The organism is Ramlibacter pallidus, assembly GCF_015070875.1.
Classification (GTDB): Bacteria; Pseudomonadota; Gammaproteobacteria; order Burkholderiales; family Burkholderiaceae_C; genus Ramlibacter; species Ramlibacter pallidus.
Genome location: NZ_JADDIV010000004.1, coordinates 432766 through 448932 on the forward strand (window position 1 = coordinate 432766; position 16167 = coordinate 448932).

General features: G+C 70.5%; 18 protein-coding genes. 7 read left to right on the forward strand and 11 right to left on the reverse strand.

Annotated elements, in window-relative coordinates; genetic code table 11:
- Positions 1-2 precede the first annotated feature (2 nt).
- From IM787_RS15280 to IM787_RS15295, 4 genes are all read right to left on the reverse strand, one after another.
- Positions 3-650 carry a glutathione S-transferase family protein gene (locus tag IM787_RS15280; RefSeq protein WP_193677538.1) on the reverse strand — a complete coding sequence of 216 codons (648 nt, stop codon included), beginning with the start codon at positions 648-650 and terminating at the stop codon, positions 3-5.
- Between the two features lie 66 nt (positions 651-716).
- Positions 717-1175, reverse strand: coding sequence for an SRPBCC family protein (locus tag IM787_RS15285; RefSeq protein WP_193677539.1), 459 nt, complete (start codon positions 1173-1175; stop codon positions 717-719).
- Between the two features lie 95 nt (positions 1176-1270).
- Positions 1271-2227 (reverse strand): amidohydrolase family protein, encoded by a 957-nt coding sequence (locus tag IM787_RS15290; RefSeq protein ID WP_193677540.1) that lies wholly within the window; start codon positions 2225-2227, stop codon positions 1271-1273.
- 7 nt (positions 2228-2234) lie between these two features.
- The gene (locus IM787_RS15295; RefSeq protein ID WP_193677541.1) at positions 2235-2642 is read right to left on the reverse strand and encodes a hypothetical protein; all 408 of its coding nucleotides are present in this window, start codon (positions 2640-2642) and stop codon (positions 2235-2237) included.
- A 147-nt stretch (positions 2643-2789) separates the two neighbouring features.
- On the opposite strand from IM787_RS15295, the gene IM787_RS15300 reads away from it, so the two are divergent.
- Together IM787_RS15300 and IM787_RS15305 are read left to right on the forward strand one after the other, a co-directional pair.
- Positions 2790-3869, forward strand: a complete 1080-nt coding sequence (locus IM787_RS15300; RefSeq protein ID WP_193677542.1) for a hypothetical protein — start codon at positions 2790-2792, stop codon at positions 3867-3869.
- Positions 3866-5050 carry a hypothetical protein gene (locus IM787_RS15305; protein WP_193677543.1) on the forward strand — a complete coding sequence of 395 codons (1185 nt, stop codon included), beginning with the start codon at positions 3866-3868 and terminating at the stop codon, positions 5048-5050. The genes IM787_RS15300 and IM787_RS15305 overlap by 4 nt, the downstream gene beginning before the upstream one ends.
- A 16-nt stretch (positions 5051-5066) precedes the next feature.
- On the opposite strand, the gene IM787_RS15310 is transcribed toward IM787_RS15305, so the two are convergent.
- Positions 5067-5759, reverse strand: coding sequence for a DUF4286 family protein (locus IM787_RS15310; protein ID WP_193677544.1), 693 nt, complete (start codon positions 5757-5759; stop codon positions 5067-5069).
- A gap of 20 nt (positions 5760-5779) precedes the next feature.
- Positions 5780-6595 carry an IclR family transcriptional regulator gene (locus tag IM787_RS15315; protein ID WP_193677545.1) on the reverse strand — a complete coding sequence of 272 codons (816 nt, stop codon included), beginning with the start codon at positions 6593-6595 and terminating at the stop codon, positions 5780-5782.
- 86 nt (positions 6596-6681) lie between these two features.
- On the opposite strand from IM787_RS15315, the gene IM787_RS15320 reads away from it, so the two are divergent.
- A complete protein-coding gene (locus IM787_RS15320; protein WP_193677546.1) occupies positions 6682-7701 on the forward strand; it encodes a TRAP transporter substrate-binding protein in 1020 nt (339 codons plus the stop codon).
- 17 nt (positions 7702-7718) lie between these two features.
- Positions 7719-8159 (forward strand): type II 3-dehydroquinate dehydratase, encoded by a 441-nt coding sequence (locus IM787_RS15325; protein ID WP_193677547.1) that lies wholly within the window; start codon positions 7719-7721, stop codon positions 8157-8159.
- A 29-nt stretch (positions 8160-8188) separates the two neighbouring features.
- Here IM787_RS15325 and IM787_RS15330 read toward each other — a convergent pair whose 3' ends face one another.
- From IM787_RS15330 to IM787_RS15345, 4 genes are all read right to left on the reverse strand, one after another.
- Positions 8189-8785 carry a hypothetical protein gene (locus IM787_RS15330; RefSeq protein WP_193677548.1) on the reverse strand — a complete coding sequence of 199 codons (597 nt, stop codon included), beginning with the start codon at positions 8783-8785 and terminating at the stop codon, positions 8189-8191.
- 39 nt (positions 8786-8824) lie between these two features.
- Positions 8825-9073: a PepSY domain-containing protein gene (locus IM787_RS15335; RefSeq protein ID WP_193677549.1), complete on the reverse strand. Its 249-nt coding sequence runs from the start codon at positions 9071-9073 to the stop codon at positions 8825-8827.
- Positions 9074-9146: 73 nt separating this feature from the next.
- On the reverse strand, positions 9147-10499 hold the full coding sequence (locus IM787_RS15340; protein ID WP_193677550.1) for a sensor histidine kinase: 1353 nt from the start codon (positions 10497-10499) through the stop codon (positions 9147-9149).
- The gene (locus IM787_RS15345; RefSeq protein ID WP_193677551.1) at positions 10496-11155 is read right to left on the reverse strand and encodes a response regulator; all 660 of its coding nucleotides are present in this window, start codon (positions 11153-11155) and stop codon (positions 10496-10498) included. The genes IM787_RS15340 and IM787_RS15345 overlap by 4 nt, the downstream gene beginning before the upstream one ends.
- A 94-nt stretch (positions 11156-11249) precedes the next feature.
- Here IM787_RS15345 and IM787_RS15350 point away from each other — a divergent pair, with 94 nt between their 5' ends.
- From IM787_RS15350 to IM787_RS15360, 3 genes are all read left to right on the forward strand, one after another.
- Complete coding sequence (locus IM787_RS15350) at positions 11250-13355, forward strand: prolyl oligopeptidase family serine peptidase (protein WP_193677552.1); 2106 nt, start codon at positions 11250-11252, stop codon at positions 13353-13355.
- Positions 13356-13441: 86 nt separating this feature from the next.
- Positions 13442-14461: an ATP-binding cassette domain-containing protein gene (locus IM787_RS15355; protein WP_193677553.1), complete on the forward strand. Its 1020-nt coding sequence runs from the start codon at positions 13442-13444 to the stop codon at positions 14459-14461.
- Positions 14458-15273 (forward strand): ABC transporter permease, encoded by an 816-nt coding sequence (locus tag IM787_RS15360; RefSeq protein ID WP_193677554.1) that lies wholly within the window; start codon positions 14458-14460, stop codon positions 15271-15273. The genes IM787_RS15355 and IM787_RS15360 overlap by 4 nt, the downstream gene beginning before the upstream one ends.
- Here the strand turns inward: IM787_RS15360 and IM787_RS15365 are convergent.
- Positions 15224-16117 carry an alpha/beta fold hydrolase gene (locus tag IM787_RS15365; RefSeq protein WP_193677555.1) on the reverse strand — a complete coding sequence of 298 codons (894 nt, stop codon included), beginning with the start codon at positions 16115-16117 and terminating at the stop codon, positions 15224-15226. The genes IM787_RS15360 and IM787_RS15365 overlap by 50 nt on opposite strands.
- Positions 16118-16167 lie beyond the last annotated feature (50 nt).

A 16167-nucleotide genomic window follows, 5' to 3' on the forward strand; every position in this document is an offset into this window, starting at 1 on the left:
CCTTATCCGCGCCTGCGCGGTTCCATCCTCTCCCCAGGCAAGCACTCGTACGGTCCCCTCCACCCGGGGAGCTGCTCGATGCTCGCCAGCCACTTCCCGATCGCCGGGTGCTTCGCCCGCACGTCGTACCCGGTCTCCTCGACCGGATAGAACAGGTACCCGCACATCGAGAAGTCGGCGATCGTCGGCGCGTCCCCCACCATGAAGGCGGACTGCTGCAGGTGCTTGTCGACGATGCCGAAGGCCGCCTCGAAGCGCGCGCGCAGGAAGTCCATCACCACGGGGTTCGGTGCAGCGTCCGCCAGCGAGTACATGAAGCGGTAGGTGGCGAAATAGCTGGTGAACTTGTGGTTGTCGTACAGCAGCCAGCGCAGCACCTCGCGCTGCTGCGCCTCGCCGTCGCCGCCGAAGCGCCCGTGCTTGCGGGCCAGGTGCGTCAGGATCACGCCGGACTGCGTCAGGCGCAGGCCGCCGTCGTCCAGCACGGGCGCCTCGCCCTGCTCGTTGACGGTCTCGCGGTACTCGGCGGACCGCGTCTGCCCGTGGAAGAAGTCGATGAAGACCGGCTCCCACGGCTGGCCGAGGACGTCCAGCATCACCGCCACCTTGTAGCAGTTGCCGGACTGGCAGAAGGAATGCAGCTTGTACATGCCCGCGTTTGTACGGGCAGGGCACGGCAGCGTCAACCGTGGACCGGCGCGCGCGCCACGGCGCGCTCAGTTCCAGTTGTCGATCTTGACGTCGTCGGGACACGGCTGGCCCGCGCCCTTCTCCACCAGGTCGCGCAGGCTGAGCAGGAAGACGGCCCACTTCATGCTGCAGTGGGACATGGACTCCCCTTGCTCGCGCCAGCCGCGGTGCCCGAACAGCACGATGGTCATGCCGTCCTGTTCGGCCAGCGCGAACGACACTTCGGTGCCCACCCAGTCGGCAGGGCCGGACTTCACGCGCCACCGCACCCTGTCGCCGGGGCTGAGCTCCAGCACTTCCATGTCGAAGCGGCCCAACTCGGCGCCGGCCTTGGTCCGGAACGTGAACGCGATGGACTCGCCGACCTTCGATTGGCCGGTCGTATCGCGCGTCCACCAGCCCGCGAGCCCTTCGATGGTGGAGAGCGCCGGATAGACCCTGGAGGCCGGTGCCTGGATGCCGATGCGATGGACGATGTTGAACATGGACGCTCCTTGGGAACGGAAGTGGGAAGGACGCCATCCTGGAGGATCCGCCGGCCGGGCGTGAGTAACAAGCTTGTCGCGATCCGCAGCCGCGGCTAGCGGCCGACCAGCCCGAGCAGCGTGCCGCGCGCCACCTGGTCGCGCGCCGCGGGCGAGAGCTGCGCCAGGAAGCCCTGGACGCTGGCGAACTTCATCGCATCCGCCGCCGCCGAGCGATGACTGGCGTCCGTTCCCACCAGGAAGCGGTGCGGCATGGCTTCGACCAGCTGCAGCCACTCGGGCCACACCTTCTCGCCGTCTCGCAGGATGGTGTAGTCGGGGGATCGCGGGTGGCGAGGCCAGGTTCGTGCGCTCAGTTCGTAGTAGAGGTTGGGGTGGCGCTCGAGCATGCGACGCGCCAGGAACAGCGGTGTGTAGCCGCCGTGCGCCCAGATCACCGGCACGTCCGGAAAGCGGACCAGCAGTTCGCCCAGCTCGCCCATGCGCGTGCTCTCCACGTGCAGCATCACCGGCACCTTGTGCTTGCGCGCGATCTCGAGGATGCCGGTGACCATGGGACCCAGAGGGCTGAAGTCGGTCTCCTCGAAGCCGGCCGACGGGAAGTGCGCCGCGGAGATCTCGCCGATGCCCTTGTACGTTCCGGTCGCGAGCAGGGCATCGAGCTGCGCGAGCAGCGCCTCGTCGTCGCGGTCCCAGGCGGGCCGGTAGGCCGTGCGTTCCGGGGAGATGGAAGCGAAAGGAATGAAGCGGCCCGGGTGCAGCCGCGCCGCCTCCGCCACCGATTCGTTGCTGCTGCGCCCGCCCCAGAAGACCACCGCCTGCGTGGCGCCCCAGCGCTGCATCAGGTCCAGCTGCATCGCCGGGTCGTTCAGGTGCGCGTGCGCGTCGACGAAGGGGATGGGGTCGGCCGGTGGAGTGGGCACGGCGCCGCCGGTGGACACCGCCCGCTGCATGGCCTGCCGCGACTGGCGCGCGGGCGTGGGGCTGTCGGCCTGCGGCCAGGCGGCCAGCGAGGAAAGTGCCAGGCAGGCCGGCAGGAGCCAACGGATCATGGTCTGGTCACGCGCCGCCTTCACCCGCGGCGGGCTTCATCGCGACCAGACCCTTCTGGATCGTGGCGATGTTGTTCCGGAACGATTCCAGGGCGGCCGGCTGGATGTGCTGCGCGCGCGCCGCGGCGAGCATGCGCATGTTGTTCTGGATGGGCTCCAGCATCGGCGGGAACGTGCGCACCAGCGTGCCCAGCAGGGCGTCCTGGGTGACCTGCACCGCTTCGATCTTTCCCAACAGCGCGCTGCACAGCTCGTGCAGGGCGCGCACGCTCGCGAGGACTTCCTCTTCATCCATGGCAGTTTCCGGAGGGCTAAACCCGACATGGTGCCCGATCCGGCGCCGGCCCTGCTGCGCCGCGTGCTGCGCCGAGAAGTCGCTCGACGCAATGACGCAGCCGCACACCTTGGTGGCCACGGACGAAGCGTCGCAGGCGCGCGACGGCCGCGACCGTCCAAAGGGCGCGGTCACTGGAGCTGCGGCTCGTTCGCTGCTAGGGTCGGGGCAGGGAGGAAGGACGCCGCGCGGAGCAGGGCTGGCGTCCCGCAACGCGTGGTCATCTACATGGCGCTGCAGTTCGCAGCAACCTATTTCTTCGTGCCGCTGCTGGTGGGATGGATTGTGGTCTCCACCGCCGGCGACTTGCGGGTGCAGAAGGTGATCGGCTGGTCCCTGGTGGCGCTCGGCGCCTGGGGTGCCGTGTCGGGCGTTCCGTACTGGTGGTCGGCCGGGTTGAGGGCCTGGCGCGCCGAGGCGCACATGGACCGGCAATGCAAGCGTGCGATGGAGCAGTTGCCGGCGACCCGGCTGCCCGCGGAGGGAGTGCTCGTGGTCACGGATGGCGCCGTGCGGGCCAGCATCCCGGTCGAGAAATTGGTGCTCCCCGGGGCCGGACGCTTCCAGCGGGTGCAGGAACAGCGCACCATGGGAAAGACGATCTTCGACGTGATCGACCACCAGTGGGAGCCCGACCGGCATGCCAACCTGGGGCACGTGAAGCGCTCGGTGGTCGCCGAGCCGACCCTGCCCTATGTGCTTTCCATCCGGTCGCTCACCACGGATACGGACCGTCGGTACGGCATCGAGGGCCTGGAGCTGACGGTGCTCGATCGTTCGACGCAGGCGCCGGTGGCCCGGCGAGTCCAGTACGTCCAGGGGAGAGGTGCCATCTCCGTCGGGGAGCGCCTGCCCAGCCGCGTCTGCCCGGACGTCCCGCCGGAGGAAGGAAAGTGCAGCTTCGCCCCGGCCTGCGCTTTCGGCTGGACGCTCGCGTTGCGCGCACTGGAGCCGAAGTTCACGCTTCCGCCTTCACAGCTGTTCCACCTGCACCGTGGCATGGACAGCCCACGAAGGATGAGCTGCCTGCTCGCCGATCCGCTGCGCGTCAGCCCGGGCATCCGGCCGGCCGACGTCGAGTGGTGGCTGGGAGGACCCGACGGACGCGACGACGACCTGCACCTGCGGGTGCGCGGGGGCCGGGACGAACTGGTGTGCGATGGCTTCTTTGCGGGCGGCGGGCCGACCCGGAACATACCGCTGCGGTTCGCGGACGGGCAGGAGTTCCTCGCGAATGCGCTGGTCCCGGCCGGCGGGCAGGGCCCGCGCCAGCCGAAGCCGCTCGCGCCGGAGAAGCCATGGCGATGAGCCCGCTTTTCTCGCCGTCGTTCATCTATCCGTATGTGTGGCTCGCCCTCATCCTCGGGGCGGGCGCCTGGCTGGTGGCGCGCACGGTGTCGCCGGCGGGCGAGACCTACCGGGCCGCACGCATGGCCCTGCCGGCGGCGGCGCTGGCCGTCCTGACGGCGCCGTTGTGGTTCGAGGGACTGGTGCAGGAAGTCCAGTGCCGCAGCGCCGGTCTGCGCCTGGGCGAGCCGGTGCAGGACGAGGCCGTCACGGTGCATTGGGAAAGCTTCTCGCCCGATCCGCAGATGTATTCGCTGGGAGTGCTGAAGACCGCGAGCCCGGCGGGGCAGGCGGCCATGGGCGAGCTGGTGCGTGCAGTCTCCGAGGGGCGCGTGCGCTCGTTCGACATCCCCTTCGAGCCGCGGCGGGGGGACGGCGCAGAAGTCGAGCGCGTGTACCAGCGGTTCTACCTCGCGCCCGCGGACGAAAGCATGGGACCATGCGTCAAGAACCTTCCGCACGGCACGCGGTTCGCGCCCGGCACCTGCCTGGCGTTCGTGCAATCCCGCGGCATCCAGTCGACCTATGAACTCAAGGGCTCCGCGCTCCAATCGGAGCACGGCCGCACCGTCCAGATCACCCATCGCGCCACCGGCCGCATCCTGGGGCAGCACACGCTCGTCGAGCGTGACGTGGGCGAGACCGGGCTCGCCCGCGTCGGCCTGCGCAAGATGCGCGCATGGAGCTGCACGCCCGAGGCACGGCGCAATGACCTGGGGCCCGGCCTCGTCCACCTGGTGTTCGGCACGCAGGCCGTGCCGCGCGTGGAGCCGGCAGCGCTCTCGGCCCATGCGAAGGCCGCCTGGTCACCGGTCCCCGCTCCTCCTCTGGGCGAGCCGGTTCCCGCCGGCCGGGCGGGCATCGAGTTCTGGACCCGCAAGGGCAAGGTCCGTGCCCTTGCGCCGGCGGACGTGGAGCTCTGGAAGCGTGCGTCCGGCAAGGCGGACGCACGCATGGTTCCCGTCGACACCTACCTCATCACGGGCGACCTGGTGTTGCCCGACGGCTTGTACGGGGGGCATTCGGTCCAGTGGATCGTGCCGAAGGGCATGCACATCCCGCCCGGGCCCCGCGGCCACAGCAGGTTCTACGAGGTCGATCGCGGCTGCGTGTGGCCCCGCAACCTTTGCGACGGGGGCTAGCCGGAGCGCGGCCCGGTCAGCGTGCCGGCCCGTTTTCGCCGCGCGCCATCGACAGCGAGAGGGCGTACCAGCCCGCGGCGGCACCCGGCGCGGCACCGACCGCTTCGAGCGCCGCGGGCGCCAGCGCGTCCTCGTCCAGCGCCCTTAGCGCGGCAAGCTCGTAGCCGCACACGACGAACACCCAGTCGGCGCTGCGGTCGGCATTCCCGCGGATCTTCTGCTCCGTGGTCGGTGCGATGGCCGGCGCGTCGGTCTGCAGCAGGTGCGCGCCCGCCAGCCCGGCGCGCAGGGGGAGGTCTCCGGTCATCGCGCGCAGTGCGGCCTGCAGGCGCGGGGCCTCGCCATCGCGAGGCGAGAGTCGCAACGTCAGCGCATGCCGCGCCACGCCCGCGCCATGCGAATGGAGCACGCGCGTCTGGCTGCGCACCATGTGCCGGTGGTGCGGCATGAGGCGCGTGGACCAGGGCGTCGGCGCGTTCAGGCGCGCCAGGTACTCCGGCGAGCTGAGCGCCGCGTGCGCCTGCAGTTCGTAGAGGATGAAGAAGCCTTCACCGCCATCCGCGGCCGACCAGCGCGAGGCGCGCATGAAGCCGGGCAGCGCGAGCCGCTCCGGAAAGTGTTCGTGCGAATGCCAGTGCTCGAACTCGGCGCGCATCTCCGGCGCCATGTCCCACCACATCGCGAGCGCGGATTCGCCCAGCAGTGCCATCGTCTTCCTCCTTGGATCGATCAGGTTTCGCGTGCCTCGCGGCGGCGCAGCAGCGGCGAACCGTGGGCCGCGCTCGCCAGTTCGGCGGCGGCCTGCACGAGGGGGCGGCCCAGCTCCTGCATGCGGGCAGGGGTCAGGCGCTGCAGCGGCCCCGCGATGGTGATCACGCCGGCGGCCTCGCCGCCGCGGCGCAGCACGGGGGCGGCCATGGCGCTCATGCCGGGCGCGTACATCTCCGCCATCATGCTGAAGCCGCGCTTGCGGTCGTCTTCCAGCACCTTCATCAAGGCCTTGAAGGTCGTAGGCGCCTTGGGGCCGTACTCGCGCGGTGCACCGAAGCCCTGGCGGGCGACGAGCTCGGTCGCGCGTTCCTCGCCCAGCGTCATCAGCCAGGCATGCCCCCCGGCGCTGCAGGACAGGCGCACGTCGATGCCCATGTCGGGGTCGTAGCGCAGGCCGGCGCGCGCGCCTTGCGCCTTGGCGACGAAGGTGAGGCGGTCGCCGTCGACCAGCGCCAGCCGCACCAGCTCGCCCGAGATTTCCGCGAGGCGGTCGATGATGGGCTGCGCGATGTCGACGATGCCGGCCGCGCCGAGGAAGCTCAGTCCCAGTGCGGGCAGCCGCGTGGTGAGGGTGTAGTCGCCCATCTCGCGCAGCTGGCGCACGTAGCCGCAGCGCACCAGGTCGGAGAGCAGCCGGTGGCACGCGCTGCGCGGCACGCTGAGTTCGTCCGCCAGCGCCGCCAGCGGCAGGCCTTCCGGCTGCGAGGCCAGCGTCTCCAGGATGCGCAGCGTGCGGTCGACCGTGCCGGTGGGAGCGGTTGCCGAGTTCGTCATGTGGAAAGAGATTCCGGATTGGAACGAAGTTCTGGGGCGCTGCCTATCATGCCGCACATTTCCAACCAAGACCACCGGAGACACGCATGAAACCGATCACCCGCCGCAGCCTCGTCACCCTTGCCATGCTCGCCGCCGTCGGCGGCGCCGGCGCGCAGGGCGTGCAAGGCGTGCAGGAACGCACGATCAAGTTCGGCCACCTGAACAACCCCGACCATCCCACCAGCCTCGGGGTGCGGAAGTTCGCCGAGATCGTCGCGGCCAAGAGCGGCGGCAAGATCAAGGTGCAGGAGTTCGCCTCCTCGCAACTGGGCAACGAACTGCAGCAACAGGCGGCGCTGCAGGGCGGCGTGCAGGAGATGCTGGTCGCCTCCACCACTTCGCTGAACGGCATCGTGAAGGAGTTCGGACTGCTCGACTTCCCCTTCCTGTTCGCCAATGCCAAGCAGGCCGACGCGATGGTCGACGGCCCGCTGGGCAAGGCGCTCGCGGCGAAGCTGCCGGAGAAGGGCGTGATGGTCCTGGGCTTCTTCGACCTGGGCTTCCGCAACGTGACCAACAGCAAGCGGCCCATCCTGAAAGGCTCCGACCTCGAAGGCCTGAAGCTGCGCGTGATCCCGAACCCGGTGTTCCTGGAGACCTTCAAGACCTTCAACGCCAACCCGCTGCCGATGCCGTTCGCCGAGCTGTACGGCGCGCTGGAGAACAAGGCGGTCGACGGCCAGGAGAACCCGTTCGCGGTCATCGCGTCGAGCAAGTTCTACGAAGTGCAGAAGTACGTGAGCGGCACCAACCACGTCTATGCCACCAACCCGATCCAGATCAGCAAGCGCTTCTGGGACCGGCTGTCGCCGGTGGAGCAGAAGATCCTCCAGGAGGCCGCCATCGAGGCGCAGAACTGGCAGCGCGTGGTCAGCCGCGAAGTCTCGAGCAAGGCGCTGGGCGAGCTGACGGCCAAGGGCATGGTCTACAACGACGTGCCCCCGGCCGAACTGGCGCGCATGCGCGCGGCGGTGAAGCCGGTGCACGACAAGTTCGCGGCCGCCTACGACCCGGCGATCGTGACCCTGTTCAAGTCCGAGCTGGAACGCGTGTCCAAGCTCTGATGGAAAAAGGCGCTCCCTTGAAGTTCCTTGTCCTGCACGGCCCGAACCTGAACCTGTTCGGCCGGCGCGAGCCGCACATCTACGGCCACACCACCCTGGCGGAGATCGACGCGCAACTGGCCGCGCTCGCCGCCGAGCTCGGCGTGCAGCTCGAGACCCTCCAGTCGAACCACGAGGGCGTGCTGGTCGACTTCCTGCACCGCCACATCGACGAGGCGCAGGGCGCCCTCGTCAACCCGGCGGGGCTGACCCAGCATGGCGTGCCGTTGCACGATGCGATCAAGGCGATGCCGTTCCCGGTGATCGAGGTGCACATGTCGAACATCGCCGCGCGAGAGGCGTGGCGCGCGCATTCCATCATCTCGCCGGCGGTGAAGGGCACGGTCCAGGGGCTGGGACGGCACTCCTACCTGATGGGGCTGCGGGCGCTGGCTGCGCTGGCGCGCGAGACTCAGTGACAAGGCGGGCGGCCGGCCGGACCGGTCGCCTACGCCACCAGCGCGAGGTACTCCGCGCGAGTCTGCGGCAGCACCGAAGCGACGAGCTGCTCGTAGGACGTGCGGTGGCGTGCGAGCATGCGGCTCGACGCCACCAGCCGCGACCTGCAGAACCAGTGGCAGGTGTGCTGCATCAGCAGCAACTCGGCCGAGATCGCGAAGGCGCGGTCGCGCGGCGATGTTTCCGGCGGCACGTCGACCGCCCGGCAGATGCCGCGCGCATGGATGCGCAGTGCTTCCCGCAGGTCGAACGAGCCCGCCAGGCTGGGCGCGAGCGGCACCCAGACCGGCAGCTTGCTCACGGCCGTGATGACGGGCTGCGCCGCGGCGAAGTCCTTCGCCAGCTGCGCCACCTGGCTGCACAAGGCTTGTTCGTTGGCGCGCAGCAGATCCAGGACCTGCGCCTGCCGGCCCGCGTCGGCCTCGCCCAGGGCGCGCAGGTAGCCCTGCGTCACCGTCTCGATGTTCTTCTCGATGGTGTAGCGCGAAAGGAAGCTGCCGAGGAGAGCGATGCGCCGTTGCTGCTGCCGGGCCCGGGCGAACACCCAGGCCGCCCCTGCCAGGGCGAAGAAGACGATGATTTCCACCGCGCGATGCTACACACCCGCGCGGTGCCGCCGGCCGTTCTAGCGGATGCGGCCGGTTTCCGCGTCGATCATGACCAGGCGGACCTCGCCCGCGGGGGTGAGCACCTGGATGCGCCACACGACGCTGTTGTCCACGTGCAGTCCGCGCTCCACGGCCAGCACGCGGCCGGGCGTCTTGCGCTGCGCCAGGGAAGCGGCCGCCTCGCGGTCCACCGCTGCCCACGCCGCGGGCAGCAGCGTGCCCAGCGCGAGGAGCAGGGCCAGGGTCGGGAGGAGGGGGCGTCGCATGAGGGTCTTTCAGGAGTTCTGCATGCAGGATAGCGGCCCAACCTGAACGGATCGGGAACGGGGAAACCGTGCCTCAGCGGGGCGCGAACCCCGGTACCGGCAGGCTGACGAGGAAGCCCACGCCGCGGTCGCGCGCGAGGCCTGCGGTCACCAGGGCGCGACCGCCCATGCGCAGCGCGGCCTGCTTGACGATTGCCAGGCCCAGGCCCGAGCCCGGCGTCTCCTGCGCCGCACCCCGGTAGAAGCGTTCGAACACCAGCGCGTGTTCCTCGGGCGGGATGCCGGGGCCGTCGTCCTGCACCTGCAGGTGGATGCGCTCCTCGTCGCCGCGGAGCGTCACGACGACGTTGCCGCCTTCGCGCCCGTAGCGGATCGCGTTGTCGACCAGGTTCAGCAGGATCGAGGTGAAGCCGGGTTCGTCGACCGCGCTCGGGAGGTGGTCCGGCGCCTCCAGCGACAGCTCGATGCGGCGCTGCATCGCCTGCGGGGCCGCCTGCGCGAGGATCTCTCGCGCCGCCTGGGCGACGTCGATGCGGCGCGGCGGCGGCTTCTGCGCGTCGTCCAGCGTCGCCAGCATCAGCAGTTGCCTGGCGACGTGCGAGGCGCGGTCGATCGCTCCCGTCAGCAGCGCATAGGCGCGGGCCCGTTCCTCCGCGCTGGGGGCATGCGCCATCACGTGCGCCTGCGTCATCACCACGGCCAGCGGGGTGCGGATCTCGTGCGCGGCGTCCTGCACGAAGACGCGCTCACGGTCCAGGCGCAGGCGCAGCCGCTCCAGCAAGGCGTCCAGCGCATCCGACAGCGGCCTCAGTTCGCGGTGCGGCGGCACGTCCTCCAGAGGCCGCAGGTCGTCGGGCTGGCGGCGTGCGATGGCGCCGGCGAAGCGTTGCAGCGGCTTCAGGCCGGTCCGGATCGACAGCCACACGGGCAGCAGCACGAAGGGCAGCGCCAGCAGCAGGTATTCGCCGATGAAGGGCGTGTTGCGCGCCAGGTAGTCCTGCACGCTGCGCTTGGGCTCCACCACGCGCAGGGTCCAGTGGCGCCCGGTCACCTGGTGGTCCCAGTTCGTCCCCGGGTCCGGGCGGACCGGGCCGCGCACCACACGGCCCTGCCGGTCGCGCAGTTCCATCTGGATCTGCCCGGGCAGGCGCCCGATCTGCCGCCGGCGCACGTTCACCCACCGTTCGGTCGCTTCCAGGGCGGCGACGGCCTGCTGTTCGTCCGGCAGCCCGTCGATCGCCTGCAGCACGGCGGCCGTGAACTTCTCGAACGGCTGTTCCTCCGCCATCGCCCGCTGGTACTTCCCGTACTGGTAGGCGACCAGCACCCCCCAGATCACGAAGAAGGCGCACAGCACCATCACCACGCTGCGCCGCTGCAGCGTCGGCTCGCGCACGGCGGCCCAGGCGGCCTGGAAGCGGTTCATCGCGCCTCCAGCATGTAGCCCACGCCGCGCACGGTGCGGATGAATTCGGCACCGACCTTGCGCCGCAGGTGGGACACGTGGACCTCGATCGCGCTGAACTCCACCGGATCGCCGAGCGGGTCCAGCCTTTGCGCCAGCACGCCCTTGGGGATCACCGCACCCGGATCGCGCGCCAGTTCCACCAGCAGCTGGAACTCGCGCGGCGACAGTTCCAGCGGCGCGCCGCCCAGCAGCGCCTGGCGCCGGCGCGGCTCGATCACCAGCGCGCCCACCGTCCAGCGCTCGCTCGCCTGGCGGGCGCTGCGACGCAGCACCGCGCGGACGCGCGACACGAGTTCCGCGGTGGCGAAGGGCTTGACGACGAAGTCGTCGGCGCCGCCGTCCAGGCCGTTGAGGCGGTCCTCGATGGCGCAGCGCGCGGTGATCACGATGACCGGCACCTTGTTGCCCTTGTCCCGCCAGCGCGCGAGCACGTCGAAGCCGCTGCCGTCGGGAAGCATCAGGTCCAGCAGCACGCAGTCGACGGTGTCGGCGTCCACCACGCCCGGCGCGTCGGCCGCGCGCCGGCGCCATTCGCTGCTGAAGCCCTCGACCTTCAGCGCGGCCTGCAGCGCGCGCCCGAGGTCCAGGTCGTCTTCGATCAGGAGGATGTGCATGCGGCGATTCTGGGAGCGGCTTGCTTAAGGCCAGCCAAAGAACCATCTTCCGTCTTTGGCTGCCGTTAAGGAAGCCCGCGGAAGAATGAGAGCCATGACGCAACTGAAACGCCGCGACCTGCTTCTCTGGCCCCTTGCCGCGGGCCTGCTTCCCCCGGCCTGGGCGCAGGACGCGCCGGACCCCAACGACTGGCTCGAGGGCGTGCAGGACGGCAAGGCGCTCGGCTGGGTCCACGACCGCAACGCCGAGGCCATGGCGCTGGTCTCCGGTGAGCCGGACTTCGCCCGGCGGCGTAAGGAGACGCTGGCCGCGCTGTCGTCGTCCAGCAACATCCAGTTCGTGTCCCGCCAGGGCGAGCATCTCTACAACTTCTTCCGCAGCGCCTCGCGCCCGCACGGCGGCTGGCGCCGCACCACCTTGCAGGAATACGCGAAGGAGCGGCCGTCCTGGGAGACGCTGCTGAACGTCGACCACCTGGCCCGGGACGAGGCGCGCAACATCGTCTTCACTGGCGCCGACGTCCACGCCGCCAGCCAGAGGGCGCTGGTCTTCCTGTCCGCCGGCGGCGAGGACAAGGTGGAGCTGCGCGAGTTCGACCTGCAGCAGCGTGCCTTCCTGCCGCAGGGCTTCCGCACGCCCACCGCCAAGCAGTCGGCGGCCTGGTACGGGCCGGACGAACTGCTGGTCGCGACCGAGGCCGGTCCGGGGAGCGTCACCACCAGCGGCTACGCGATGGAACTTCGGCGCTGGAAGCGGGGCACCGACCTGCTTTCGGCCCCGGTGGTCCTGCGCGGCCAGCCCGATGACGTGCAGGTGTACCCGATCTCGCGTCGCGGCGAGGGCCTGCCGCCGGCGGCGCTGCTGCACCGGCGCATCCGGTTCTTCGAAAGCGAACAGCACCTGATGCTCGGGGATGCGGCGCCCGTGCGGGTCGACCTGCCGCCCGACGCCAACGCGTGGCTGGAAGGCGAGTGGCTGATGGTGTCCCTGCGCAATGCCTGGACCACCGGCGGCCGGACCTACGCGGCCGGCGGGATGCTGGCCATCCCGCTGGCGCAGGCCACGGCGCCGCAGCGCGACATCCACGTGCTGGTCGAAGGGCGCGATCGCGTGAAGGTGCGCCGCGTCGAGCGCGTGAAGGACGGCTTCATCGTGGCCTTCACCGACAACCTGAAGCCGCAGCTGGTGTTTCAGCGGCGCGAAGGCGCTGGCTTTCGCGCGCAGCCGCTGCCGGCGCCCGAACACGGCATCCTCTACGTCCAGCCGGACCGGCCGACGCAGGACAACCGCTTCTGGCTCACGACCCAGGGCCCGATCTCCCCGCAGGTGCTGCAGCTGGTGGATGCGGACGCGCCCGGGACACCCGTGCTGGCGAAGTCGCAGCCGCACTTCTTCGATGCCAGCGGGCTCGTGGTCCGCCAGTTCGAGGCGCGTTCGCGCGACGGCACGATGGTGCCTTACACGGTGGTCGGCCCGGCGACGACCAGCGGTCCGCTGCCGACGCTGCTGTACGGCTACGGCGGCTTCGGCTTGACCGTCGACCTGGAGTACCAGCGGCTGCCCGGCATCAACTGGCTGCAGTACGGCGGCGTGATGGTGCTGTCGCACATCCGCGGTGGCGGCGACTTCGGCCAGGCCTGGCACCAGGCGGGGCGCCACCTGCAGCGGCAGGCGGCGTTCGACGACTTCATCGCGGTGGCGGAAGACCTCGTGAAGCGCGGCGTGACGACCAGCCGGCAACTCGGGATCTACGGCGCCAGCAACGGCGGCGCGCTGGTGTCGGCCGTGATGGTGCAGCGGCCGGAGCTGTTCGGCGCCGTGGTCTCGCGCGTGCCGCTGACCGACATGCTCGGGTTCACGCGCCTGTTCGCCGGCCCTTCGTGGATCGACGAGTACGGCGACCCGGCGCGGCCGGCGGACCGCGCCGTGCTGGCCCGGTGGTCGCCGTACCAGAACGCGATGAAGGCGGACGCCGGCAAGCCGTACCCGCCGGTGCTCTTCATCGGCAACCGCAACGATGACCGCGTGCATCCCGCGCACGCCCGCAAGATGGTCGCGCAGCTGCGCACGCTGGGCCACGGCAACAGCTGGTTGTACGAGGAAGCCAGCGGCGGCCATTCCGGACGCACGGACCCGCACATCTTCGCGCTGCGCGAGGCGCTCATCTACAGCTTCCTGCGGCTGCAGCTGGCCCGCTAGCGGGGTGCCCGCGGGGCCGGGCGGGCCTTGCCGGCCCGCACCGGTCGTCCATTGCACAATCGCGGACTTCGACTCGCGCAAGTCCCATGAACGACATCGCACGGCACGCCTCCGCACCCGTCGGCGGGACGGGTACGGACCCGTCCTCGCTGGCGATCCACGCCCGCGGCCTGGCCAAGCATTTCGGCGAGGTGCGGGCGGTCGACGGCATCGACCTGGACGTGCCGCGCGGCATGATCTTCGCGATCCTCGGGCCGAACGGCGCGGGCAAGACCACGCTGATGCGGATGCTGGCAACGCTGGCGAAGCCGGACGCCGGCATGGCGCGCGTCATGGGCCACGACCTGGTGGGCGCACCGCGCGAGGTGCGCGCCGCCATCGCGATGACCGGGCAGTTCGCTTCGCTCGACGAGGACCTTACCGCGCGCGAGAACCTGGTGATGCTGGCGCGCCTGTGGGGCTTCCGCGGGCGCGCCGCCAGGGAGCGGGCCGACGAACTGCTTGCCGCCTTCGAGCTGTCCGACGCGGCGACGCGGCAGGTGAAGGACTATTCGGGCGGCATGCGCCGGCGGCTGGACATCGCGGCCTCCCTGGTGGTCACCCCCGGCGTGCTGTTCCTCGACGAGCCCACGACGGGCCTGGACCCCAAGGCGCGGCAGGGCGTGTGGGCGATGGTGCGCGCGCTGGCGCAGTCCGGGGTGACGGTGCTGCTCACGACGCAGTACATGGACGAGGCGGACCAGCTGGCGGAACGCATCGCCGTGATCGACCACGGCCGCAAGATCGCCGAAGGCACCAGCACCGAGCTCAAGCGGGCCACCGGCTCCGGCTTCGTCCACGTCACGCTGGCGGACCCATCGCGGCTGGAGGACGCGGCGCACCTGCTGCAGGAGCGCTGCGGCGCCAAGGTGCACCGGGGCGTGGAGGGCGCCCGCCTGTCGGTGGCGGCGCACTCCGCGCAGGACGCCAACGCGGCGCTGGCGGCACTGCTGGCCGCCGGCATCGAACCGGTCGACTTCTCCCTCGGCAGCCCGAGCCTGGACGAAGTCTTCTTCGCATTGACGGGCCGGGCCGACGAGGCCGCGGGCCAGGGAGCAACGGCATGAACGACGTCACCACCGGCGCCGCCGCGCGCCAGCTGCGCCAGGTGGCCGCCCCCGCGCGGCCCTCGGCCGCATCGGACGCGCTGGTCTTCGGCTGGCGCGCCGTGCTCAAGTTCAAGCACCTGCCCGAGCAGCTGTTCGACCTGGTCATGACGCCGATCATGTTCACGCTGCTGTTCACGTTCGTGTTCGGCGGCGCGCTGGCCGGCTCGCCGCGCGAGTACCTCCAGTACTTCCTGCCCGGCATCCTCGTGCAGACGGTCGTCTTCAACTCGGTGTACTCCGGCATGGGCCTCGCCACCGACATGGGCAAGGGCCTGTTCGACCGCTTCCGCTCGCTGCCGATCTGGTCGCTGGCGCCTTTCGCGGGGCTGATGGTGGGCGACGTGCTGCGGCACCTGATCGCCGGCGGCATCATCCTCGCCATCGGGCTGCTCCTCGGCTACCGCCCGGCCGCGGGCGTGCCGGGCGTGGTGGCGGGCTTCGCATTGCTGATCGCCATCGGGTTCGGCATGGGCTGGATCTTCCTGGTGGTCGGCCTGATCGTCCGCACGCCGATGACCGTGATGACGCTCAGCTTCAGCTTCCTGTTCCCGCTGGTGTTCGCGTCCAACATCATGGTCGACCCCGGCACGATGCCGGGGTGGCTGCGCGCGGTGGTGGAGGTCAATCCCATCTCGCTGATGACCACCGCCGAGCGCGGGCTGATGGCCGGCACCGCGACGGCCGGCCAGGTGCTGCTCGCGCTGGCGGCGCCGGTGGCCCTCACGCTGCTCCTGGCGCCGGTGACGCTGCTGCTGTACCGGCGCAAGTGAGCGTGCGCCGGACGAAGTCGCGCATGAGCGATGCCGCGGTGGCGGCGTGCGTCTCCAGCAGCAGGTGGCCGGCATCGAGCACGTGGGCTTCCATCCGCGGCAGCGCGCGCATCCAGGACAGCACCTCGTCCAGCGCGAAGTAGATGTCGTGCCGGCCCCAGACCATCAGGGCAGGGGGCTGCCATTCCTTCAGATAGGCGGCAATGGCGTCGAAGCGCGCGGCATGGTTCTTGTAGTCGTCGATCAGCGCCCGCTGCGTTTCCATGTGACCCGGCAGGTTCATCACGCGCCAGTCCTCTTCCCAGTGTTCGGCGGGGATCCGGCTGGCCACTTCCGGCGGCACGCCGGAGACGTAGGTGTCGCGCGTGCCCTCCAGCGTCAGGTGCGCAGTGACCGCCGCCGTGTTCTCCGCGTTCGGCTGTGCCCAGTACTCCAGCTGCGAAGCCCACCCCGGTCCCCATCCCGAGCGGTGTGCATTCGCGTTCTGCACGATGAGGCCCAGCACCTGTTCGGGCGCCTTCATGGCGACGTGCAGTCCCACTGGCGCTCCCCAGTCGTGCAGGTAGACGAACCTCGGGCCGATGCCCAGGCGCTCCAGCAATTCCGAGACGGCCTCGCCGATGGCGGCGAACGAAATTTCCGGCAGTACGTCGGATGCGCCGTGGCCTGGCAGGTCGGGCGCGATCACGAAGGCTTCCTGCGCCAGCGCCGGCATGAGGTCGCGGAACATGCGCGCCGAGTTCGGGGTGCCGTGCAGGAGCAGCACGGCGGGACGCGCCGCATCGCCGGCCGTGAAGAACGAGAGGCTGGTGCCTCCGGACAACCGGAGCCGTTCCTTTTTCATGGGCTATCCTTGTCGCGGCCGGTCCGGTCGCTCACCGCGGCGCCGCCCCA

Bases quoted from the DNA above. Each gene is read 5' to 3' on its own strand.
- IM787_RS15280 (WP_193677538.1), bottom strand. From the start codon at position 650: ATGTACAAGCTGCATTCCTTCTGCCAGTCCGGCAACTGCTACAAGGTG.
- IM787_RS15285 (WP_193677539.1), bottom strand. From the start codon at position 1,175: ATGTTCAACATCGTCCATCGCATCGGCATCCAGGCACCGGCCTCCAGG.
- IM787_RS15290 (WP_193677540.1), bottom strand. From the start codon at position 2,227: ATGATCCGTTGGCTCCTGCCGGCCTGCCTGGCACTTTCCTCGCTGGCC.
- IM787_RS15300 (WP_193677542.1), top strand. From the start codon at position 2,790: ATGGCGCTGCAGTTCGCAGCAACCTATTTCTTCGTGCCGCTGCTGGTG.
- IM787_RS15305 (WP_193677543.1), top strand. From the start codon at position 3,866: ATGAGCCCGCTTTTCTCGCCGTCGTTCATCTATCCGTATGTGTGGCTC.
- IM787_RS15310 (WP_193677544.1), bottom strand. From the start codon at position 5,759: ATGGCACTGCTGGGCGAATCCGCGCTCGCGATGTGGTGGGACATGGCG.
- IM787_RS15315 (WP_193677545.1), bottom strand. From the start codon at position 6,595: ATGACGAACTCGGCAACCGCTCCCACCGGCACGGTCGACCGCACGCTG.
- IM787_RS15320 (WP_193677546.1), top strand. From the start codon at position 6,682: ATGAAACCGATCACCCGCCGCAGCCTCGTCACCCTTGCCATGCTCGCC.
- IM787_RS15335 (WP_193677549.1), bottom strand. From the start codon at position 9,073: ATGCGACGCCCCCTCCTCCCGACCCTGGCCCTGCTCCTCGCGCTGGGC.
- IM787_RS15340 (WP_193677550.1), bottom strand. From the start codon at position 10,499: ATGAACCGCTTCCAGGCCGCCTGGGCCGCCGTGCGCGAGCCGACGCTG.
- IM787_RS15345 (WP_193677551.1), bottom strand. From the start codon at position 11,155: ATGCACATCCTCCTGATCGAAGACGACCTGGACCTCGGGCGCGCGCTG.
- IM787_RS15350 (WP_193677552.1), top strand. From the start codon at position 11,250: ATGACGCAACTGAAACGCCGCGACCTGCTTCTCTGGCCCCTTGCCGCG.
- IM787_RS15355 (WP_193677553.1), top strand. From the start codon at position 13,442: ATGAACGACATCGCACGGCACGCCTCCGCACCCGTCGGCGGGACGGGT.
- IM787_RS15360 (WP_193677554.1), top strand. From the start codon at position 14,458: ATGAACGACGTCACCACCGGCGCCGCCGCGCGCCAGCTGCGCCAGGTG.
- IM787_RS15365 (WP_193677555.1), bottom strand. From the start codon at position 16,117: ATGAAAAAGGAACGGCTCCGGTTGTCCGGAGGCACCAGCCTCTCGTTC.